This window comes from Glycomyces harbinensis (assembly GCF_900101745.1).
Taxonomy (GTDB): Bacteria; Actinomycetota; Actinomycetes; order Mycobacteriales; family Micromonosporaceae; genus Glycomyces; species Glycomyces harbinensis.
Window position 1 is genome coordinate 215,707 of record NZ_FNAD01000007.1, and the last position, 22,036, is coordinate 237,742.

The window sequence follows — 22,036 nt, forward strand, 5'->3', positions numbered from 1 at the left end:
GGGTAAGGACCCCCCCAACGCATTCCTCACCAATCAACGGCCGCAGGGCGTTCGCGAGCACCGGCACCGTTGGCGCATAGACGTGTTTCAATCGAGAGCGGAGTATCAAATGACATCGCAAGCGCCGTTGCATCGTGACGAGGATCCGGACTTCGAGTGGACCCTCCCCGGGCTCCACCTGAAGTTCGACCACCGCGACGACCGGCCCGTGCGGCTCGTGCACCTCGCGACCGCACCCGAGGCGCCGTCAGCGGCCGCGCCGTGGGCGATCGTGGACGTCGCCACCGCCGGCGTCGAGCACGCCGGCAACGACCAGGGCCTCCTCTACTCAAGTGCCGGGCAGCGGCTCCGCTACGAGGGCCACGAATCGAATGAGACCGAGCTGCGGATCCGCCAGCGCGCACCGGAGTTCGGCATCGAGGTGCTCAGCGTCTTCCGCGTCGCCGGACCGGGCCTCCAGATCCGAAATGCCGTGCGCAACGTCGGCGACCGGAGCCTCATACTGCTCTCGGTGAGCTCGGCGCTCGTGGCCGTTCCCGCCGACGGCGCGCACGACCTCCTTTGGGGCCAGAGCGAATGGGGGGCCGAGGGGCGCTGGCGGCAGCGCCCCTTGAGCGAGCTGCTGCCCGACATCGATCCTGCGATGCACGGCGGCCAGCACCCGCGCGGGATCTTCTCGCTGACCAGCCATGGGAGCTGGTCGACCGGTTCGTTCCTGCCGACCGGGGTCCTCGCGGCAGAGACCGTCCCTTCGATCGCGTGGCAGGTCGAGACCAGCGCGGGTTGGCACTGGGAGGTGGCGCAGACCGGGAGCGCCGTGACGGTGGGCGTGTTCGGCGCTACCGACAGCCATCACCAGTTCGCCGCGCGGCTGGCGCCGGGCGAGGAGTTCACCTCGGTGCCCGCCGGACTCTGCGTGGCCGCGAGCGGCCGGGACGCGGCCTTCGCGGCGCTCACGGACTACCGGCGCGCGATCCGCGAGGTGCGCCCGGTCGACGCGCGGCTGCCGTTGGTCTACAACGACTACATGAACACCCTCATGGGCGAGCCGTCGACGGAGAAGCTGCTGCCGCTCATCGCGTCGGCGGCCGAGGCGGGCGCGGAGTACTTCTGCATCGACGCCGGGTGGTACGCCACGCCCGGCAGCGCCTGGTGGGTCAGCACGGGCGAGTGGCTCGAGGCTCCCGGGCGGTTCACCGGCGGCTTGTCGTCGGTCGTCGACGCCATCCGCGCCGCCGGCATGCGGCCCGGGTTGTGGCTGGAGCCGGAGGCCGTCGGGGTCGAGTCGGCGATCGCGAAGCGGTTGCCGGAGGAGGCGTTCTTCCGGCGGTTCGGCGAGCGGGTGATCGTGGCGGGGAACTTCCAGCTCGATCTGCGGCATCCGGCGGCGCGCGCGCACTTGGACGAGACGGTGGACCGGCTGGTGGACGAGTTCGGGCTCGAGTTCTTCAAACTCGACTACAACCGGAACATCGGTGCCGGGACCGAAGTGGACGCGACCGCGCCAGGGGCCGGGCTGCTCGGTCACACCCGCGCCTTCCGCGACTGGCTGCTCGGCCTGCAGGCCCGGCATCCGGGAGTGCTGTTCGAGAACTGCGGTTCGGGTGCGCTGCGCATGGACTACAACATCCTTTCGGCGGCGCATCTGCAGTCGACCTCAGACCAGCAGGACTTCCGGAAGTACGCGCCGATCGCGGCGGCCGCGCCCGCGAGCATCCTTCCCGAGCAGGCGGGGAACTGGGCGTATCCGGCCGCGTCGATGACCTTGGAGGAGACGGCGTTCGCGATGACGGCGGGCGTCATGGGCCGGTTGTACCTCTCCGGGTTCCTCAACGAGTTGAGCGCGGAGCAGTCCGATCTGGTGCGCGAGGCCGTTGCGCTGCATAAGGACTGGCGCCACCGTATCGCCGGGTCGCATCCGGTGTGGCCGCTGGGGCTTCCGGGCTGGGGGGACGAGGTGATCGCGCTGCAGCTCGACACCGGATCCGAGTCGTTGTTGGCGCTGTGGTCGCGCGGTGAGGCTGCGGAGGTCGCGCTGCCAGGACTGCGCGGGCGGGACCTGAAGCAGGCGTACCCGGTCGCCTTGCCGGAGTGGACGATCCGCACCGACGGCGAGACGCCGGTCGTCGAGCTGCCGGCGGGACCCGCCGCCAGGATCTTCACGGTGCGACGCTGATCCAGGGTCCACCGCCGGGCCGCCGGGAGCCTGCTGCGCGGTCGTTTCGGCCGGCGGCAGGGTCGCTGCGGCGGCCCGGTATTTCGACTCGGGCGTGACCAGACGGTCGACCGGGATCGTCATCGGGAACCAGGGACATCCGCTGCTTGGGATATTCGCTGGATCTATATCTGCCCCGAGGGTCGATTCCATTAGGACACCACGGTCGGAAACCGTCAAAAGTCTACGAAATTCCAGTGTCAGACGCTGACACCGGGAACGTTTGCGGCTATTCATCTGATCTTTTTCGCGGGCAAGCCTTGTGCAAGGAAGGGCTCTCGGCTTACTGTTCGTTTGTAGGCATATCTAAATTTAATGATTCTTCGCTGCTTCAACCCTTTCGGCAGCATCCTCGAAAGGACCTCTCCATGCCCGTTCCCTCTTCGACCGCGCCCTTCAAACGGCGCTCCCTGTTCAAGGTCGCCGGTCTCGGCGTCGCCGGGGCCGCAGGACTGCCCGCCCTGGCGGCCTGCAGCGACATCGAGTCCGGCAGCGGCAGCGTTCAGGCGACCGAGGGCTTCGACTTCCTGCCGACATACCAGGAATGGCCGCTGCCGGTCGAGCCCGACCTCGTGGGCGAGCCGCCGAACCACCCCTCCGCCTTCATCTCCTACCCCGAGCCGGTCCAGGCCGTGTCCGAAGTGCCTTCGGGCAGCGGCACTTACGAGATGACCGTGCCGATCTGGGGCGACACGCCGGCCGGGGACGACCCGTACTACACGACCGTGACCGACGCCTGGGGCGGCACCACCATCAACCTCCGCCACGCCGACGGCAACACCTTCGCCGACACCTCGGTGCAGTGGCTCAAGGCCAACGAGTACGGCGACGCCATCCAGATCTTCAGCTGGATGCTCGGCTCCCACAGCAACTTCACCGAGACCGTCGTCAACAACTTCTACAACCTGACCGACATCCTCAAGGGCGACATCGCCGAGCGCTGGCCGCTGCTGGCCGGCCTGCCCACCTCGTCATGGGGCCAGTCGGTCTGGTCGAAGGACCTCAAGGACCCCGACAGCGCCGGCGTCTACGGCATCCCCATGGGCTTCTCCGGCGGCCCGGGCAACGCCGTCATGTTCCGCACCGACCTGATGGAAGGGGCGAACCTGGCGGTGCCCACCACGGTCGAGGAGCTCCTGGAGGTCTGCCGGGCCTGGTCCGACGACGCGAACGGCAAGTGGGCCTTCGCCGGCCTCGACTGGTTCGTCGGGCAGTGGTTCAGCCTGGGCGGCACCGACGGCTGGAACTGGGACCCCGACCAGAAGAAGATGATCCACAACGTCGAGCGGCCCGAGTTCACCGAGATGATGGAGTTCCGCCGCACCCTGTGGGACGAGCAGCTCATCCACCCCGACGCCCCGACCGGGACCCTCGACCCACACGCGATGCAGAAGGCCGGGAACGTCCTGTTCACCCAGGACAGCATGGTCTGGTGGAACGACTACGCGCTCCAGGTCAAGCGGGGCGAGGCCGAAGGCGAGATCAACCCGCTCCCTCCGCTGGGCGCGAAGGGCCGCGAGCCGTTGATCTCCATGAACACCTCCATCGACGGCTGGACCTTCCTCAACAAGGACCTCGGCCGGGAGCAGGTCGAGGAGATCCTGGACGTCGCGAACTGGTGCGCGTCTCCATACGGCACCACCGAGTATGAGCTGCTGCAGTACGGCGTCGAAGGCGAGCACTTCACCCTCGGCAACGACGGCTCCCCCGTCTACACCGAACTCGGGTCCGAACTCGTCCTGGCCCCGATCAACTACAAGGTCGTCGTCGGCCAGGTCCAGACCTTCCTCACCGGCGACCCCGACGTGGTCCAGAAGCGGTTCGACTTCCACGCCGCCGCCCAGCAGTACGCCGCGGAGAACCCGTTCGCGGGCATGCGGATCGAGGCCCCGGCCGACGCGAAGGCCGCCGGCCAGACGCTCTGGGATCAGCAGAACGACATCGCCTACGGGCGCGCCGAGCTCTCGTCGATCCCCGAAATGGTCGAGACGTACATGAACAACGGCGGCGAGGCCGCCCGCGAGTACTACACGGAGGCGTACGAGAGCGTTCACGGCGAATGACGCCCGGCCGGGCGGCCCCGTCACGCGGGTCGCCCGGCCGCCTCCCGCCTCCTCACCGGATCTACGACGACTGGAATCTCAAGCGATGGCAACACTCCAGAGCACGGCCCCACCGGACGCGGACCGAACCCCGGACCGTTTGGTCGTCAGGCGCAAACGCACGGTGGCCCAGCGGTTTCGACATGACTGGCCCCTGCTGCTGCTGGCGCTCCCGGTGGTCGCCCACCTCGCGGTGTTCCACTACTGGCCCACGGCCTGGAACATCATCGCGTTCATGGACTACAGCCCCTACCGGCCCTTCTGGGAGAACCCGTTCGTCGGCTTCGCCTGGTTCGAGCGGCTCTTCGCCGACCCGTACTTCACGCCGGCGCTGCTCAACACCCTGAAGTTCGCGGCACTGAACCTGGTCTTCATGTTCCCGCTGTCCATTGTGCTGGCACTGGCCATGAACGGCATCATCTCCATCAAGGCCCGCAGCGCCTTCCAGTCGATCGTGTACCTGCCCCACTTCTTCTCCTGGGTCCTGGTCGTCACCGTCTTCGTCCAGGTCCTCGGCTCCGACGGCCTCATCTCCAACTGGATCATGGGCGGGGGAGGTGAACGGCTCAACTTCACCTCCAATCCCGACACCTTCCTCCTGCTGGTCTGGATGCAGTGGGCCTGGAAGGACGCCGGCTGGGGCATGATCATCTTCCTGGCGGCCCTCGCCTCGATCAACCCCAGCCTGTACGAGGCCGCGGCCTCCGACGGCGCGAACCGCTGGCGGCGGATGTGGCACATCACCCTGCCCGGCATCCGACCGGTCATCATCCTGCTGCTGATCCTTCAGATCGGATCCATCCTCTCCGTCGGCTTCGAGCAGTACCAGCTGCAGCGCCAGTCCATCGGCTACCAGTCGACCGAAGTGCTCGACACCTTCGTCTACTACCAGAGCATCATCGGCAACCAAGGCGAATCGTTCGGCACCGCCGCGGGCCTGTTCAAAGGCGTCATCGGCCTGATCCTGATCCTCGTCGCCAACAACATCGCGCACCGCCTCGGAGAGCAAGGGATCTACCAGAAGTCATGACCACCACCGACATCCGCGCCACCGCCACCGATCTCCGCATCAAGCCGCGGCGCAAGAGCAACCGCCCCATCTGGGACGAAGAACCCTCGCCGGCCGGCAAGGCCGTCAAAGCCCTGTTCCTGCTCTGCTACGCCGCCGCCATCGTCCTCCCGATCTGGGCGGTCGTCGCCACCAGCTTCGCGAGCGAGGAGGCGCTGACCCGCGCCGGCGGCAACCTCCTGATCCTGCCCACCGACGTGAGCTTCCAGGCCTACCGCGAGATCTTCAGCGGTGGCGCGCTCACCGACTCGCTGGTCATGACCACCATGCTCACCGTCGTCGGTACGGCCATCAGCATGGTGCTCACGATCTGCGGCGCCTACGCGCTCTCGCGCACCGGCTCGCTGCTGCACCGCCCGATCCTGTGGCTGATCCTGCTGACGTTCCTGTTCGGACCCGGCATGTACCCGAGCTTCCTGGTGGTGCAGAAACTGGGGCTGTTCAACAGCTACTGGTCGCTCATCCTGCCCGGGGCCGTGGGCACCTTCAACATCATCATCCTCCGCGCGTTCTTCATGAACTCGATCCCCGGCGAGCTCCTCGACGCCGCCAAGATGGACGGCGCCGGCGAGTTCCGGACCCTGTTCAGGATCGTGCTGCCCATGTCGAAGGCGATCCTCGCCGTCATCGCACTGTTCTACGCGGTCGGCTACTGGAACCTCTACTTCCAGGCCGTGCTGTACACGCCGGGCCTGGACACCCAGCCGATCCAGGTGGTGCTGCAACGGATGCTCATGTCCAGTCAGGGGCTCCCGGACGGCGCACAGGCCGCCGCCCAGTACCAGTCCCAAGGCGAAGCGGCCCCTACCGCGGCACTCAAGATGGCCGTGGTCGTGTGCACGATCGTCCCGATCGTGATCATGTACCCGTTCATCCAGAAGCACTTCACGAAAGCCGTCATCACCGGCGCCGTGAAGGGATAGACCCGCGGTCCGTGTGAGGGCGGACCGAAGGGAAGGGCGCCCGGACCGGATCCGGGTCCGGGCGCCCATATCCCGCCTCCCCGCGACACGCCCGACCATCCGCGATGCCCGACACCGGAACAGCATCCGAACCAGCGCCAGACCGCACCTGGTCCGGCTCGAAGTTCCACAACCTCGAGTACCCAACGCAAAGGAGAACATCATGCGACGACGCACGTTCACCGCCACCGCCTCCGTGGGCGCCGCCGCGGCGACCGCCGCGATCGCAACCGGGGCCCTCTCCGCCTGGGCCGGTGAGAACGCCGATTCGAAGCAGATCGACGGCTACACGTGGAAGAACGCCGTCATCAACGGCGGCGGCTTCGTGTCCGGCATCGTGTTCAACGAGACCGAGCCGAACCTGATCTACGCCCGCACCGACATCGGCGGCTGCTACCGGTGGCAGGAGGACTCCCGGACCTGGAAGCCGCTCCTGGACTGGGTCGGCCGCGACAAGTGGGGCTATGCGGGAGTGGTCTCCATGGCCACCGACCCGGTCGACACCGACCGCGTCTACGCCGCCGTCGGCACCTACACGATCGACTGGGACCCCAACAACGGCGCGATCCTCCACTCCGACGACAGGGGCGACACCTGGGGCATCGCCGAACTCCCGTTCAAGCAGGGCGGCAACATGCCCGGCCGCGGCATGGGCGAACGCCTCGCCGTCAACCCCGCCGACAACGCCGAGCTCTACCTCGGCACCCCCAACGGGAACGGCCTGTGGCGCTCCGCCGACCACGGCCGCACCTGGGCGAAGGTCGAGAACTTCCCCAACCCCGGCGACTTCGTCATCGACCCGAACAACCCCACCCAGGCCGACAACCAGGGCGTCATCTGGATCGACTTCGACCAGATCGGCGGCAAGGTCTATGTGGGCGTGGCCGATCCGGCCGACCCGCTCTACGTCTCCGAGGACGGCGGGGCGACCTGGCAGGCCGTGCCCGGGGCCGTCGAAGCCCTCGGCTCCGCCGACGGAAACCGCACTTTCCCCCAGCAGTCCGCTGTGGACAACACCAACGGGTACCTGTACGTCGTCACCGGCCACGACCCCGGCCCCTACAACGGTGCCCCCGCCTCGGGCGACGGCGGCCGCATCCAGCGCCTGGCGACCCAGACCGGCGAATGGACCGACGTGACCCCGTCCTACAACCCCCGCGGCGTGATCCCGGGCTTCGGAGGGATCACCGTCGACCGCCAGAACCCCGGCACTCTGATGGCGGCCACGCGCAACAACTGGTGGCCTGACGAGATCCTGTACCGCTCCACCGACTCCGGCCAGACCTGGTCGCTCAGCTGGGACTACGCCGAGGGCCAGGACCGCCACGACCGGTTCGTCATGGACAGCTCGGGCAGCCCGTGGCTGTCGTGGAACGGGGAGGACCAGGGACCGGCCTACGCCGTCAAGCACGGCTGGATGATCGACGCCTTCGCGATCGACCCGCACGACTCCGACCGCATCATGTGGGGCACCGGCGCCACCATCTGGGGCGCCGAGGAGCTGACCCAGTGGGATTCCCAGGGCGAGCTGATCGGCGAGAACGAGGCCGGCGAGCGCGTCCCGCTGCCGATCGAGCAGTTCACGGTCGGGGTCCGCGCCGAAGGCGTGGAGGAGTGCGCGGTCCTCGACCTCGCGGCGCTCGGCGGGACGCTCGTCTCCGCTGTCGGCGACGTCGGCGGCTTCGTCCACACCGACCTCGACCGGGCCGAGCCCATGATCGACACCGACTGGTCCACGGGCACCAGTGTGGACTTCGCCCAGGCGAACCCGGACATCGTCGTCGGCACCGGCAATGTGCACGGCAACGAGAAGGGCCACGTCGGCGTCTCCACCGACCGGGGCAAGACCTGGAGGAACGCCGCGCGCGTCGAAGGCGTCCCCGGCGACGGCCACGGCGGCACCGTCGCGATCACCGCGGACGGGTCCCGGATCTTCTGGACGCCTGGCGACTCCGAGGTCACCCCGGTGTACAGCACCGACCTGGGCGAGACGTGGAACCCGGTCGAGGGTCTCCCGGCGGGGGCGAAGATCCGGGCCGACCGCGTCAGAGCGTCGGTCCTGTACTCGTTCTCGGGCGGCACGTTCTACCGCAGCACCGACGGGGGCTTGACGTTCGCCGACACCGGGGCGACGGGCCTGCCCACCAGAGGTGTCGACGACTTCCGCGCCGTGCCCGGCCGCAAGAACCACGTCTGGCTCGCCGGGCGCGGCGACGACGAGGAAGGCATCCCGGGCGGCATGTGGCAGTCCAAGGACGGCGGCACCGCCTGGAAGCAGATCACCGAGTTCGAGACGGCGGAGTCCATGGGCTTCGGCAAGGCCGCCAAGCGCTCCGGATACCCGGCGATCTACACGTCGGCGTTGACCGGGGGCAAGGCCGGCATCTACCGCTCGATCGACGGCGGCACCACCTGGACCCGCATCAACGACGACGAGCACCAGTGGGCCTATGCGGGGTCCGCGATCACCGGCGACCCGCTCATCTTCGGCCGCGTCTACCTCGCCACCAACGGCCGCGGCATCATCTACGGCGACATCGCCTGACGGGAGGAAGCTCGCGACGCGGGGCGGCCATCGCCGATGTGGCACCGCTCGTGGCGAGGCTCCCGCGGTTCGTCCTATTGCGATCCGCCTCCGACCGATACAGATCCCCCTGTCCAGAAGGAGTTCAATTTGACCGCCGCGCTTTCGGTGCAGCTCTACAGCGTGCGTGACGCGCTCGCCGCCGATCTGCAGGGAACGCTCGACCGCCTAGCGGGGCTCGGCTTCGCGAACGTCGAACTCTTCGGCTTCGTCGACCGAGTGGACGAGTACCGCACCGCGCTCGCGAACTCGGGCCTCACCGCGCTCTCGGGCCACGCGCCGCTCGTCGAGCAGGCCGATGCCGAGCGTGCGCTCGACGCCGCGGCCGCCCTCGGCATGCGGACGCTCATCGAGCCGATGATCCGCCACGGCTGGGAGACCGCGGACGGCGTTTCCGCCGTCGCAGACCGGCTCGGGCAGGTCGCCGCCCAGGCTGGGCCGCTCGGCATCGAGGTCGGCTACCACAACCACACTTGGGAGTTCGAGTCCGACATCGACGGACGCAACGCCTTCGACGTGTTCGCGGATCGGCTCGACTCCGCAGTGGTGCTCGAGGTCGACACCTACTGGGCCGAGGTCGGCGGCGCGAGCGCGCCCGCGCTTCTCACCCGGCTCGGCGACCGCGTGCGGCTGCTCCACGTCAAGGACGGACCCCGCAGCACCGACGCGTCCGCGCAGCAGCCCGCGGGATCGGGCGACATGCCCGTCAAGGAGATCCTGGCGGCCGCGCCCCGGGCGGTGCGGGTGATCGAGTTCGACGACTACGCCGGCGACCTCTTCGACGGGATCGCGCAGAGCCTGCGGTTCGTCTCCGGGCAGGCGTCATGAACGGCGGGCTCGTAGGCGTCGGTGTCATCGGCGCGGGAGTCATCAGCGGCGAGTACTTGCGGAACCTCACGACCTTCCCTGACCTCGCCGTGCGGTTCGTGGCCGACCTCGACACGGACCGGGCCAACGCGCAGGCGGACGCGTTCGGCGTCCCCGCGTCGGGAACGGTGGCCGAACTGCTTGCGCGCGAGGACATCGAGATCGTGGTGAACCTGACGATCCCCGCCGTGCACGTGGAGGTCGGCCTCGAGATCCTGCGCGCCGGCAAGCACGTGTGGAGCGAGAAGCCCGTCGCGATGGACCGCGAGAGCGGCCGGCTGCTGCTGGACGAGGCGAGGCGGCGCGGCCTCAGGGTCGCGTGCGCACCCGACACCGTCCTCGGCTCCGGCATCCAGACCGGCCTGCGGGCCGTCAGGGACGGGCAGATCGGGGAACCGCTCACCGCCCTGGCCGTCATGCAGTCTCCCGGCCCCGAATCGTGGCACCCGAGCCCGGAGTTCCTCTTCGACATCGGCGGCGGCCCGCTGTTCGACATCGGACCGTACTACCTGACCGCCCTCGTCCACGTCTTCGGTCCGGTGCGCCGCGCAAGCGCGACCTCGTCGCGGTCCCATGCCACGCGTGCCATCGGCTCGGGTCCGCGCGCTGGAACGGAGTTCCCGGTGAACGTGCCGACGGCGCACAGCGCACTGCTGGAGTTCACCGGCGGCGCGAGCGCGGTGGCCGTGTTCAGTTTCGAGTCCCACCTGGTGCGGGCCGGCCTCGTCGAGATCACCGGAACCTCGGGCACGCTCGCGCTCCCCGACCCGAACGGCTTCGGCGGCCCCTCACGGCTGTGGCGGGACGGTGGCGAGCCGGACGAGATCGAGGCCGTCGGAGCCGAGTACGGCAGGGGCGCCGGCGTGCTCGATCTGGCCCGCGCCATCCGATCGGGCACTGACGAGCGGGCCTCGGCCGCCGTCGCCTTCCACGTGCTCGACGTCATGGCCGCGATCGCGGACGCGGCGGCGTCAGGGAGCGCCGTCGAACCGCAGAGCACGGTGACCCGACCCGACTCCCTTCCGCACCACTGGGATCCGACGACCCGCACACTCTGACTACGGCCGACCTGAGGCGAGGGGCCCCACGGCGTCTGCGCTCGGGACTGGCCTATGAGATCAGCGAGCACTTCGTCATCTGGTATTCGCAGGCCATGGCCGGTCCTTTCAGCGCCAAAGGCGCCCGACTAGATGGTGCCGCCGTGGGCGCCGGACGGGGGAGGTGCGGGCCGTGCCGTCTCAGCTTCTGACGAACGCGCCCCTCGGCTCGACCCCTCGGACTTCGCTGCTGAGCCAAGCGGCGAGGTTGCCGCGGGTGAGGGGCGTGTTGGGATGGTCGCGGCCCAGAATCCGAAGACGGTCGGCGAGCGACTGCTCGTGGGCGTCACTCGCATTGGGCGAGGGTCGCTTCCGGCCCTGCCCAAGCAAGATGCTCGACCGTGGTCTATCCGGCCGAGCGCCTTGCTCGATGTTTCGACTGACCGCACTTGTGGTGACCGTCCCTACCGTCCGCCACGACGCTCAGGTCTTTTACTTCCAGGCCGGGTGCGACATTTGGCGTGCGGTGGCGGTCGCGCGTTCTGCTCCCGGTCAGCTTCCGGGAAGAATGGTCAGCGTCGTGCAGATGTCGATCGGAGTGACGTACTGCTCGGGATCGAACATGTGCAGTCGGTTGTGGCAGTCGATCGCACCGTTATAGCCACCGGAGTACAGGTCGTAGACGGGGGCGTTGCCGATGTTGATCGAACCTAGCGTGCCGCCGAAGCAGCGGATGCCGTCTTCCCCGCCGATTCCGAGGAAGAGCACGATCTGCTTGGGTCGCTCGCCGACGTTGCACCGCCGTTCATTGATCAAGGCCCCGATCTCGCTGGCGTCGCCGGGTGCGGCGATGACCGGTGTCGAGGCGCTGGTGTCGGACGGAGCGGCTTGCGCCGGTGCGGCTGAGAAGACGAGCGCGAGTGCGATGGTGGTGACGATGGCGGCGAACGCCGTCGTCAAGGACGTTCGATTGAGGAGACGAATCATCTGGACTCCCTGATTGTCGGGTCAAGGGACTCGGTGTTGGTCCGCGCCATTAAGACTCGATTTGCCGAAATATTGCGAACTGTCAATATTTAATCTGGTATGCGTGTCCTTGGCAACGCTTGGTTGGAATTCGTTGGAATCATCGGCATCCACACTGAGGCATCGCTGCGACTGCATGAGCGCACCGGGGGGAGCGTCGGCGAGGCGGTCGCCTGCTCTGAACGGGCCCTCGCGACTTGGGAAGAGGGCGACTTCAAGTTCTACGTGGCCAAGACGCTGGACATCCTCGGCGACCTTCACGCCGCGACTGGAGACGAGGACAGGGCCCAGTCGCATTACCGGCGGCCGTCGACCTGTTCGACATGCTCGGATCCCGCTCGGCCACTGCGGTCCGCGCCAAGATCGAGTGAGCCGCGCCAGATCGGCGCCAGCACCACGCCAGCAACCGGTGACAGCGTTGGCTCGACGACCGCACCTCACGATCTGGTGTCGCACCGGACCGTGGCCGGAAAACCTGGAGGTCAAATGTCCCTTCGAATGCGTACCGCACTGATCGCGCTGTTTGCGGCAATCTTCGCGGCAGTCGCGGTGTCCGGGGCGAGCGCCACGGCATCAGCACAACCACCGTCGACTCAGCAGGCGGCGATCCAAGCCGACGAGCAGTTCGAGCCGCAAACATACGACGATTGCGTCATTTACCTGTCTCGTGCGGGCTATTTTGGTTACTTTGTGGCCAGGGGATGCACCATAGGTGAGACGTATTACCTGGGCTGCCTCGTCGTACTTGTCCTCGATGGAGGCGTCCCGCAATATCACGCCGAGATCGCGTGCTACCTGGCAGCCAGATAGCCGATGAGCTCCGGGCCTTTCGCCACGGCCCCGTGGTTCAGGATCCGGAGCCGACAGCGGTTCACACTGCTCAAGGCTGGTAAGCGGCTGGCAGGCAAGTCCGGTCAGGGCCACACCATAACGGCGTGGCCCTGACTGCCGACCCGCCTAGGCGCTGGCGTTCGCCCGGGTCCAGCCGGTGACGACTACGGCTCGTGTACCGAAGCCCCCGTTGCAGTCGCCCTCGTAGAGGTAGATCTGGCCGTCGGATTTGCGGCGGGCGATCCAGTCGGCGTGGATCGCGATCTTCTCGCCGGCGTTGAGGATCTCCGCAGCCTCAACGGAGGGCGAAGCGCCAGCCGATGACGAGCTGGTCGACCTCCTTGCAGAACGCTGCGGGAGCGGGCCCGCTCCGAGGGCGCGGTGATCTTGTTCTGCGACCAGGTCGGGGTCCGCTCCGACCAGCTCGCGGGGCGCACCTGGGGTCGCAAGGGGCAGACCCCGACCCTCGCGCGGACCGGGAACCGCTTCGGAATCAGCGCCATGTCGGCCATCTCGCCCCGGGGCGAGATGCATTCCACCGTGTTGCGGGACAAGTTCAACGCCGAGGTCTTCATCGCCTTCCTCGACCGGCTGCTGGGGCGGTTCGAGGAGAAGATCCACCTGGTTGTCGACGGGCGCTCCGCCCACCGCGCCAAGAAAGTCCGCGACTGGATCGCCGAGCGGCCCGACCGGATCGAGCTGCATTTCCCGCCGGTTTATGCTCCGCACACCGCAACCCCGACGAGCTGGTGAACGCCGATCTGAAACGCACGCTTGCCGACCAGGTCATCACTGACCGGGTCCAGATGGAGCGTGCAGTCCGCAGGTTCTTCCACCGCGTCCAGAAACTCCCCGCCCACGTGCTCGGCTACCTCCAAGCGCCGCACACGAAGTACGCAAGCTCAACCATCTAGTTCGGATCAATCGAGGGAGACATCGGCAATGGCCACAGGCGAGCTCATCACCGAGACGTTCGACTACGACGGTGGCCGCCAGGTCACGGTGTATGTCCCGCCGAAAGAGCCTGAGGCGGTCGTGTACGCCGGTGACGGCCAGCTGATCTCGCAGTGGGGCGGCATGCTTGAAGCGGCCGACGTACCATCCACGATGGTCGTCGGTGCTCACCGGCCGGCCGATGAGACGCTGCGGCTCCATGAGTACTCACCGGGCTTTGACCCCGAACGGTTCGCTGCGCACGAGAGGTTCTTCGTCGAGGACGTACGCCGGTGGGTGCGGGCACGTTTCGCAGTCGCGCTGCCCGCGGGTCGTACCGCGGTGTTCGGTGTATCAGCGAGCGGGGAACTCGCGCTCGCCCTCGGGCTCCGGCATCCGGAGGTCTACGGTGCGATCTTTTGCGCCTCACCGGGCGGGGGTTACCGACGGCCCGGTGTAATGCCGAGCTTGATGCCGCGCACGTACCTCGTTGCCGGCACGCTGGAGCCGTTCTTTCTCGAGAACGCGGCTCGGTGGGCGCAGGGGTTGCGGGATGCGGGTGCGGACGTTGTCATGAATGAGCGGCTCGGGTCGCACGGGGGCGCGTTCTGGCAAGAAGAGCTCCCGCTGATGATGACGTGGGCGTTCAGGCAATGAAGCATCGCTCCATTCGTGGGCAGTCGGTGTAAAGCGATCCGGCCACCGGCGACGCCCACGGGGAGCTTTCGCGCCCGGTGGTCTATTCGGTCTGCGGCCGTTTCGGGGCCACCCGCACATGGGCCCGCTCGCCCTGCTTGCCGATCAAGCTGAGGAACTCGACAGGTCCGGCGCTCGTCGCCCCGAACCAGTGCGGCGTGCGCGTGTCGAACTCCGCCGCCTCGCCGGGCTTGAGGCGGAGGTCGTGCTCCCCCAGGACCAAGCGCAGCGTGCCGTTGAGGACGTACGCCCAGTCGAAGCCCTCGTGGCTGCGCACTTCCGGCTCGCGGTCGTCGGAGCCGGTCGGCAGGATGAACTTGTACGCCTGGATGCCGCCGGGCCTGCGTGTCAGCGGCAGCACGGTCGACCCGTCTTTGCAGACAAGGGGCCGCAGGTTGACCCGCGGATCCCCGGTGGGCGGCGCGTCGACGAGCTCGTCGAGCGTGACGCCGTGCGCGCGGGCCAGCGGCAGCAGCTGCTCGAGCGTGGGTCGGCGCAGCCCGGCTTCGAGTCGCGAGAGCGTGCTCGCCGAAATGCCGGTCTCGGCGGCGAGGTCGGTGAGCGTGACCTCGCGGGCCTGCCGGAGGCGCTTCAGACGCGGCCCGACCGCGTCGAGCGTGCGTTCAAGTCCGTCGTTCATTCGTCCATGATCCTCGATAATTTGCCGATCGGCAAGATTGCTTGCCAGCTCGTCAAAGCGGGTCCATCCTTGGCCATGCCACCGAACACGATGGAAAGGCAGACCACCGCGATGACACACGACAATGCAGAGCACCACGAATTCGACCGGGACTACTGGGAACGGCATTGGGGCGACGCCCGCCCGATGACCGAGGACCCGAACCCCCACCTCGTAGCCGAGACCGCCGACGCGACGCCGGGCAGCGCCCTGGACGCGGGCTGCGGCACCGGGACGGAGGCGATCTGGCTCGCCGCCCGAGGATGGCAGGTGACGGCCGTCGACATCACCGCCGCACCCCTCGAACAAGCCGCGAAGCGAGCTGCCCGAGCCGGCCTTGGCGACCGCATCGACTGGGTCGCCGCCGACCTCGTCGGCTGGGAACCGAGCAGCCCGTTCGACCTGGTCACAACCCACTACGCCCACCCGGCCATGGCGCAACTCGACTTCTACGCACGCATCGCGGCCTGGGTCGCGCCCGGAGGGACGCTGCTCATCGTCGGCCACGCCGCCGCGGACGGCCACCACCACGATCGGGGCAGCGCCCACGGACACCACCCTGCCGAGGCCACGGCAACCGCGCCCGGCATCACCGCCCGACTCGACACCGAGGCCTGGACGGTCGTCACCGCCGAGGAACGGCAAAGCACCGTCATCGACCCACACGGCCGGAGCCACCCGCTGCGCGACGTCGTCGTCCGCGCCGTCCGCAAGTGACCCGCCGGCCCCCGAGCCCTCGAATTCCGGTGCCCGCTTCAGTCCCATGCCCGAACCGCACCACCCGACCACAGCATGAAAGGAATCCGCCCGTGGTCCTCTCCACCGCAGTCTCACCAGCCGAATCCACCATCGACGACCCGCGCCGCCGCCGCGCGGTCCTCATCACCGTATGCATCGCGCTCATGGCCGTGATCGCCTCGGTCACCGGGTTGAACGTCGCCCAGCCGGACCTCGCCGTCCAGTTCGGCGCCTCCCAGTCCACCGTCCTGTGGATCATCAACACCTACACGATCGCGCTGGCGGCCCTGCTCCTGCCGCTCGGCGCGCTCGGCGACCGTCTCGGGCGCCGCCCGGTCCTACTCGCGGGCCTGCTCGTCTTCGGCGCGGCCAATGTGGCCGGCGGGCTCGCGACCTCCTCGGAGGCGATGATCGCCGCCCGGCTCGCCAGTGGCGTCGGCGCGGCGATGATCATGCCGGTGACCCTCGCCGTCATCACTTCGACGTTCCCGCAGCAGGAACGCTCCCGCGCGATCGGTGTCTGGACTGCCGTCGCCGGGGGCGGCGGCATCCTGGGCATGTACCTTTCGGCGCTGCTCGTCGACGTGGCGGATTGGCGGTGGCTGTTCGCGCTCCCGGTCGCGCTCGTCGCGGTCGCTTTCGTCTTGTCATTGCGGTTCGTGCCGAATTCGCGGGAACGCTCGCCGCACCGGTTCGACGTGGTCGGTTCGCTCGCGTCAGTGGTCGCCGTGGTCGGGCTCATCCTCATGCTGCATGAGGGGCCGGTGAGTGGTTGGACCGCGACGCCGACGCTGCTGAGCCTTGCGGTGGGTGTCGCGGGCGCGATCGCGTTCGTCGTCTGGGAGCGTCGGCACCGCGCGCCTCTGCTGGATGTGCGGCAGTTCCGCGTTCGCGGCCTCGCGAGCGGTTCGGTCACGCTCTTGGCGGTGTTCGGGGTGCAAGCGGGGATCTTCGTGGTCATGTTCCCCTTCTTCCAGTCGGTTCTCGGCTGGTCCGGGCTTCGTTCCACCTTGGCGCTCTTGCCGATGATGGTGCTGATGATGGCGGCCTCCGCACTCGCGCCGCGCGTGGCCGCCCGTGCCGGCGCGCGTTCGACGATGGCCGCCGGGGTCGCGTTCTGCGCCGGGGGCCTGGCGACGATGGCGGTGTTCGTGTCGGTCGACGGCGGCTACTTGTCGGTGTTGCCGGGCATGCTGGTGATGGGACTGGGCATGGGACTCTCGATGACACCGTCCACCGAAGCCATCACGCTCGCCTTGCCCGCGGAACGGCAAGGCGTCGCCTCCGCTTTGAACGACGTGACACGGGAGTTCGGCACCGCGCTCGGCATCGCACTCCTCGGCGCGGTCCTGTCCGCCGGGTACCGAAACGCGATCGACGACCGCATCGGGGACCTCGAAGGGCCCGCCGGCGACGCTGCCCGCGCGGGTATCGCCACCGCCCTCACCACCGAAGGCCCCCAGGCCGAAGCACTGGTCCGGGCCGCCCAGGAGGCCTTCGTGGCCGGATGGCGGCACGCCATGTGGGCAGGCGTCGCCGTCATGGCCGTCCTGTTGCTCTACGTGCTCGCCAGGGGCCCGAAACCACGGGCCTGACCCAGAGCATCGCCAGCACCCCCGTCTCGATGCCGGTGAATCGATCACGCACACGACGTCGAACCTCGGGTCAGCGGGCATTCGCCGATCGACATGCGCCTTTCATTTCGGCCAGGCTTGGGTCCCGCGCCGAATGCGGGCCGAAGTCCGACCAGTCACCGTCGTCGCCCACGCCATACGCGGCCTCCCGGCTGCGACATGGAAGCTTGCCCGAGATGTAGCGGACAAGCACTCAGCTGCGACTGCAACTACCTAAGCGTTGTCCCGCAAGCGGTGCGGTCGCTTGGGGGACCCCTCCCGCGTCGAGAATGATAGACCTGTTCTTGGCGTGAGCCTGCGGTCTTCAAGGCGCCCACGCAGGCATCGAGGAGGAGATCATCTGATGGTCGAGTCGAAGTCGTGGGAACTTGAGGAACTGACGAGCCTGACCTGGCGGCTCTGCAGAGCGATCATGTACCTGGTCGGTGGAGTGATCGCCATGCTGGTGGTCAATGATGGCTTCCCCACCCCTGCGCCAGCCGTTGTGGGTATCTGCGGTGCGGCTGTGATCTGTCTGTATTGGCTGCTCCTCATCTACCTGGTGTTCATGATCTTCAAGTGGGCGCCAGTCGGCTTCATGCTGGCGTTTACCGGCGTCTTCCACGTAGGGGTACTGGCCTGGTGCTGGTTCTCGGCAGGCCCAGGGATCGCAGTTCCCTTGTTCTTCGGTTGTATGGGACTGACTGGTGTGACAAGCTCGGTCGCACAGATCAGACCCGTGCTTCGGTCTGCTCGTGCTTGATGGCTAGTTCAGATGCCCTGTGGCACATGGGAACATGCCTGGGTGATGGGTGTGCGTTGTAGGCCCCGACGACGCTGGTCCGCTGATCGTGGCCTACCTCGCCCAAGGCGCTCTCACGCACGCTGAAGCCGACTGCGGCCTGCCCACCTTCCTGTGCTTCCTTTGGGCCGGCCAAGCCGACTACCTGGCCCGCCACATCGCAGATCACGACCTCGCCGGCACCGCCGACCACGCGGCAAAACAGATAGGTCTCGAAGACGCCCGCCGTCAGCTCACCCGCGAACAACCCGGCAGCGACGGTGTGACAGCCCGGTGAGACCGGGCACGATCAGAGTCGAGAGAGAAACATTCGCGGCCCCGCGGGTGTTGCGCGGCATATGAGGACTCCGCAACCTATTCGGCTCTCACTGCTCGATCGCGCCGTCATTGCCGAGGGTGAGACGGCCGCTGAGACCCTGCGGGAGGTTGTGAGCAGAGCTAAGCAAGCCGAGGAACTGGGCTTCCACCGATATTGGGTGGCCGAGCACCACAGTGTTCCTGGCATTGCCGGTTCGGCTCCCACCGTGCTCGCAGCCGCAGTCGCGGCAGCGACTGGCCGCATTCGGGTCGGCACCGGCGGCGTGATGCTGCCCAACCACCGGCCGCTGGTAGTCGCCGAGCAGTTCGGGGTCCTGGAGTCCCTGTTCGAGGGTCGCATTGACATGGGCTTGGGCCGCACCCTCGGGTTTGTCCCGGCCGTCCGCGCGGCACTGGGCCACGACTTGGACGAAGGCGACGACTTCGACGACCTCCTGACCGAACTCCTCGGTTATTTCACCGGCGAACAGCGATTCCACCCGGGCGTGCACGCGCGGCCCGGCGAAGGGCTGCGCCCGGAACCCTTTGTCTTGGCGGTGGGATCAGGCGGCGAGTACGCCGCCAAGCACGGCGTAGGCCTGGTCATCGCCTCTTCGAAAGAGCCTGTGGCCACACGCGCCAAGATCGACGACTACCGGCTCGATTTCCGGCCCTCCGCGTGGCGATCTGAGCCGTATGTCGTCGTGGCGCAGACGGTCGCCGTCGCCGCGACCCGCGAAGCGGCCGAGGACCTGCTGCTTCCCGAGTACTGGTCCACTGCGCTGTCCCGCACCAAAGGCGAGTTCCCGCCGCTGCGGCCCTCGGCCGAGATCCGGGCGGCCGCGAAGACCCGCCGCGAGTCCATGTATCTCGAACAGGCGCTCGCGGGCGCGGTCTACGGCACCGCCGACGAGGTCGCCCCTCGCCTGGCGGGCCTGGTCGAAGCGACCGGTGCGGACGAGCTCCTCGTCGGCACCACCACCTACGACCGCAAGGCCCTGTTCGACTCCCACCGCCGCCTCGCCGAACTCACCGGCCTCGCAAGCCACTAAGTCGTGTTTGCGAACTTAGTTCCCAGTCCAGGATGAGCGCGACCTGGATGGTGCCTTGTAGGGGACGGCGAGTTTGTCGAAGTGGTCGAGGTGGGGCGGTAGCGCTTGAGACGGCCGGCGGCTCGCTCGACGGTGCTGCGATGCTTATAGATCTCGCGGTCGAATGCTGGCGCCTGCTGTTCGATCAGGAGCTTCTTCCTTGCCACGCAACGGAACTCACCTAAGTCGAGAAGGGTCAATGAATGCCATGGGAGCGGCGTCCGCATCGCCGAGGTCGCGCGTTACCGGGCCACTCCCGCAGCCACCCGGTCATGCAGTGCGCCTGAGCGCTGCGGGCTCCGGATCTCAGTGGTAGGTGACGTAGCCGTTGCCGTCGGCGTCATCGCGCGATGGTTTGTAGGAGTGGGAGTCCGCGCCCGCGCCCGACGGCTTGTAGAGATAGATGGAGTCGCCGGTGTTGTTCCAGATGAAGTTGCAGTTGTCCCGGTAGACGACGTTGTTCGCGTCCGAATCGTTGCCGTTGCCGCCGCGGAGCCGGACGTAGTCGCCGGGCTGGAGGTAGTGGTCGGCGGTGAACTTGAAGCTGTTGCCGACAGCGTCCTTCACCAGGTAGCCCCGGAGGTTGACCGTCGCAGTCTTGGAGTAGTTCTTGATGGTCAGGTACTCCTGGGAGGTGTTCCCTCCCTTGCAGCGGTTGTCGTCGGTGCCGGGCGCGTTGTACTGGATTCCGCGGATCTTGAGGGCCGACTGGTACTCCGTAGCGGAGGCTGGGGTTGCGGTGGCAGCGAGGGTGGCGATGGCAAGGCAGATGGCTATAAGCGTTTTCTTAAGCACCAGAATGTCCTCATTGTTCTGAAGTCGAGGGGAGGCTCGAATCGCACGTCGTGTGCATGTTCGAGCGGCTGAGAATAAACGATAGCACTCCTCGGAATTGCAGTGGGGGAGCTTGCCGGCACCTGTCGCCGCCTGTACCGCCTCCATTCCCGCAGGTTGCCTATCGGCTGGATTCGAATGGGCGACGGACGCGGCGCCCTCTCCATCAGCCGAGGGCCGCGATGGCCTGGAGGATCAGGGCCCGCACCTCGTCACCGTAGACGGCGGTCTGCCGCAGTTCCTCGAATACCTTTGCTGTTGCGACCAGACCCAGGAGGTGTTGGCGATCGTCCTCTCAGTGTAAAACACCCGGACTTCCCGTCGGGATCACAATAAATGCGCACCAATAGAGGCAAACCTTGCCGAAATAGACCCCACTCCGGCGGAACCCATGAGCTATTCACTGAGTGAACGGCAATTTCTCGCAGCGGCGTATACTCCGTTAGAGCATTCGCTTCAACAATCCACTCAATGAACCATCTAGACGCACCTGAACCTCTTGCCCCTCGGGTCCAGGAAAGGGTGAGTGCTGTGCGGCAGTCACCAAATATGCGGAGGACGAACCTGCGGGTTCGTGCTTTTCTTACCATTCTGGTATCTGTTCTCGCCGGAGTATTGGGAGTGTCTTCACCGGCTTCGGCTGATACGAGTCTTTGTAACGGATATGTCGGCTGCGTCTATAGCGGTTACGGAGACCACGACTACGGAGCCAACAACGCCAGCAGCTACTGGACCATGTACCCCGGTCACCACTGCACCAACTATGCCGCATATATGGCGATACAGAACGGTGCCTCGGCCCCCTCGACCAATTTGGGCTCGGCACAGCCGTGGGCCGTCAACGCCGTCCCGGAGGCGTTAAGGTTTTGGGACCTGAACCGGCCCGTCGCGGCCCCGAACGTCCGCCCCGAGTTTCGGCGGGGGACCCGCAAGGGTGAAACCGTTCGGGCCGAAGGAGACTCGTGACCGCACTGCAATCTGGGGCTGATGCCGACGGCGGCCCTGCCGAGGTCCGGCCTCCCCGTGACGGCCACCGGACGCGCTCGGAAATCCTCGAGGTCGCTACGCGGGAGTTCTCCGCCCACGGGCTCGCCGGTGCGCGAGTCGACGAGATCGCCGCGAAGACCCGCACCACGAAGCGGATGATCTACTACTACTTCGGCAGCAAGGAGCGCCTGTACCTGGAGGTACTGGAGCAGGCGTACGCGAACATCAGGTTTCTGGAGCGGCAGGTGGACGTCGAGCACCTCGATCCGGTCGCGGCGATCAGGCGGCTGGCCGGTCTGACGTTCGACCACCACGAGTCGCATTCGGACTTCATCCGCCTGGTCGCGATCGAGAACATCCACGAAGCCCGGCACCTGGCCAAGTCCGAATCGCTTCCCGGCCTCGCCGAGCCCGCGGTGGCCGTTGTCGGACGCATCCTCGACCGCGGCCAGGCCGCGGGGATCTTCCGAGACGACGTGGACGCCCTCGACGTCCACATGATGATCAGCTCTTACTGTGTCTTCCGCATCGCCAACCGGCACACCTTCAACACCGTCTTCGGTCGCGACCTGCTCTCCCCGGACCGCCGCGCGCACCACCGCGCCATGCTCGGCGACATGGTCGTCGAATACCTGACCGCGCGCTAGCGCCCTTCCTCCGCCGCAACGCCTTC

At 67.4% G+C, this 22,036-nt stretch carries 19 protein-coding genes; 16 read left to right on the plus strand and 3 right to left on the minus strand.

Features of this window, described 5'->3' with window-relative positions:
* Positions 1-109: 109 nt before the first annotated feature.
* The 7 genes from BLQ63_RS13795 (at position 110) to BLQ63_RS13825 (ending at position 10,857) form a co-directional block, all read left to right on the plus strand.
* Entirely contained in the window at positions 110-2,176 is a 2,067-nt protein-coding gene (locus BLQ63_RS13795; protein WP_177154933.1) for a glycoside hydrolase family 36 protein, read from the plus strand.
* A gap of 407 nt (positions 2,177-2,583) precedes the next feature.
* Complete coding sequence (locus BLQ63_RS13800; RefSeq protein ID WP_091035563.1) at positions 2,584-4,278, plus strand: type 2 periplasmic-binding domain-containing protein; 1,695 nt, start codon at positions 2,584-2,586, stop codon at positions 4,276-4,278.
* An 85-nt stretch (positions 4,279-4,363) separates the two neighbouring features.
* On the plus strand, positions 4,364-5,347 hold the full coding sequence (locus BLQ63_RS13805; RefSeq protein WP_091035565.1) for an ABC transporter permease: 984 nt from the start codon (positions 4,364-4,366) through the stop codon (positions 5,345-5,347).
* Complete coding sequence (locus BLQ63_RS13810; protein ID WP_091035569.1) at positions 5,344-6,309, plus strand: carbohydrate ABC transporter permease; 966 nt, start codon at positions 5,344-5,346, stop codon at positions 6,307-6,309. Before BLQ63_RS13805 ends, BLQ63_RS13810 begins: the two co-directional genes overlap by 4 nt.
* A 202-nt stretch (positions 6,310-6,511) precedes the next feature.
* Positions 6,512-8,893 carry a WD40/YVTN/BNR-like repeat-containing protein gene (locus BLQ63_RS13815; RefSeq protein WP_091035573.1) on the plus strand — a complete coding sequence of 794 codons (2,382 nt, stop codon included), beginning with the start codon at positions 6,512-6,514 and terminating at the stop codon, positions 8,891-8,893.
* A gap of 129 nt (positions 8,894-9,022) precedes the next feature.
* Positions 9,023-9,760 carry a sugar phosphate isomerase/epimerase family protein gene (locus tag BLQ63_RS13820; RefSeq protein WP_218125252.1) on the plus strand — a complete coding sequence of 246 codons (738 nt, stop codon included), beginning with the start codon at positions 9,023-9,025 and terminating at the stop codon, positions 9,758-9,760.
* The gene (locus BLQ63_RS13825; RefSeq protein ID WP_091035579.1) at positions 9,757-10,857 is read left to right on the plus strand and encodes a Gfo/Idh/MocA family protein; all 1,101 of its coding nucleotides are present in this window, start codon (positions 9,757-9,759) and stop codon (positions 10,855-10,857) included. The genes BLQ63_RS13820 and BLQ63_RS13825 overlap by 4 nt, the downstream gene beginning before the upstream one ends.
* A gap of 531 nt (positions 10,858-11,388) precedes the next feature.
* Here BLQ63_RS13825 and BLQ63_RS13830 read toward each other — a convergent pair.
* Positions 11,389-11,823, minus strand: a complete 435-nt coding sequence (locus tag BLQ63_RS13830; RefSeq protein ID WP_143014890.1) for a hypothetical protein — start codon at positions 11,821-11,823, stop codon at positions 11,389-11,391.
* A gap of 123 nt (positions 11,824-11,946) precedes the next feature.
* Here BLQ63_RS13830 and BLQ63_RS27835 point away from each other — a divergent pair, with 123 nt between their 5' ends.
* From BLQ63_RS27835 to BLQ63_RS13845, 3 genes are all read left to right on the plus strand, one after another.
* On the plus strand, positions 11,947-12,672 hold the full coding sequence (locus BLQ63_RS27835) for a tetratricopeptide repeat protein (RefSeq protein ID WP_143014891.1): 726 nt from the start codon (positions 11,947-11,949) through the stop codon (positions 12,670-12,672).
* A gap of 402 nt (positions 12,673-13,074) precedes the next feature.
* Positions 13,075-13,446 carry a transposase gene (locus BLQ63_RS13840; RefSeq protein ID WP_177154934.1) on the plus strand — a complete coding sequence of 124 codons (372 nt, stop codon included), beginning with the start codon at positions 13,075-13,077 and terminating at the stop codon, positions 13,444-13,446.
* 189 nt (positions 13,447-13,635) lie between these two features.
* On the plus strand, positions 13,636-14,283 hold the full coding sequence (locus BLQ63_RS13845) for an alpha/beta hydrolase (protein WP_091035589.1): 648 nt from the start codon (positions 13,636-13,638) through the stop codon (positions 14,281-14,283).
* Positions 14,284-14,365: 82 nt separating this feature from the next.
* Here BLQ63_RS13845 and BLQ63_RS13850 read toward each other — a convergent pair whose 3' ends face one another.
* Positions 14,366-14,962, minus strand: coding sequence for a helix-turn-helix domain-containing protein (locus BLQ63_RS13850; RefSeq protein WP_091035592.1), 597 nt, complete (start codon positions 14,960-14,962; stop codon positions 14,366-14,368).
* Between the two features lie 111 nt (positions 14,963-15,073).
* Between BLQ63_RS13850 and BLQ63_RS13855 the strand changes: the two genes are divergently transcribed.
* The 5 genes from BLQ63_RS13855 to BLQ63_RS13875 all read left to right on the plus strand — a co-directional run bounded on the left by BLQ63_RS13855 (position 15,074) and on the right by BLQ63_RS13875 (position 19,503).
* Entirely contained in the window at positions 15,074-15,718 is a 645-nt protein-coding gene (locus BLQ63_RS13855) for an SAM-dependent methyltransferase (protein ID WP_091035594.1), read from the plus strand.
* Between the two features lie 185 nt (positions 15,719-15,903).
* The gene (locus tag BLQ63_RS13860) at positions 15,904-17,334 is read left to right on the plus strand and encodes an MFS transporter (protein ID WP_091035994.1); all 1,431 of its coding nucleotides are present in this window, start codon (positions 15,904-15,906) and stop codon (positions 17,332-17,334) included.
* 382 nt (positions 17,335-17,716) lie between these two features.
* On the plus strand, positions 17,717-18,115 hold the full coding sequence (locus BLQ63_RS13865; RefSeq protein ID WP_091035597.1) for a hypothetical protein: 399 nt from the start codon (positions 17,717-17,719) through the stop codon (positions 18,113-18,115).
* Between the two features lie 88 nt (positions 18,116-18,203).
* Positions 18,204-18,431, plus strand: coding sequence for a hypothetical protein (locus BLQ63_RS13870; RefSeq protein WP_143014892.1), 228 nt, complete (start codon positions 18,204-18,206; stop codon positions 18,429-18,431).
* A 61-nt stretch (positions 18,432-18,492) separates the two neighbouring features.
* Positions 18,493-19,503 carry an MsnO8 family LLM class oxidoreductase gene (locus BLQ63_RS13875; RefSeq protein ID WP_091035602.1) on the plus strand — a complete coding sequence of 337 codons (1,011 nt, stop codon included), beginning with the start codon at positions 18,493-18,495 and terminating at the stop codon, positions 19,501-19,503.
* A 345-nt stretch (positions 19,504-19,848) separates the two neighbouring features.
* Here the strand turns inward: BLQ63_RS13875 and BLQ63_RS13880 are convergent, their stop codons facing one another.
* Positions 19,849-20,337, minus strand: a complete 489-nt coding sequence (locus tag BLQ63_RS13880; RefSeq protein ID WP_218125253.1) for a lamin tail domain-containing protein — start codon at positions 20,335-20,337, stop codon at positions 19,849-19,851.
* Positions 20,338-21,338: 1,001 nt separating this feature from the next.
* On the opposite strand from BLQ63_RS13880, the gene BLQ63_RS13885 reads away from it, so the two are divergent.
* Complete coding sequence (locus tag BLQ63_RS13885) at positions 21,339-22,010, plus strand: TetR/AcrR family transcriptional regulator (RefSeq protein WP_245680966.1); 672 nt, start codon at positions 21,339-21,341, stop codon at positions 22,008-22,010.
* Positions 22,011-22,036 lie beyond the last annotated feature (26 nt).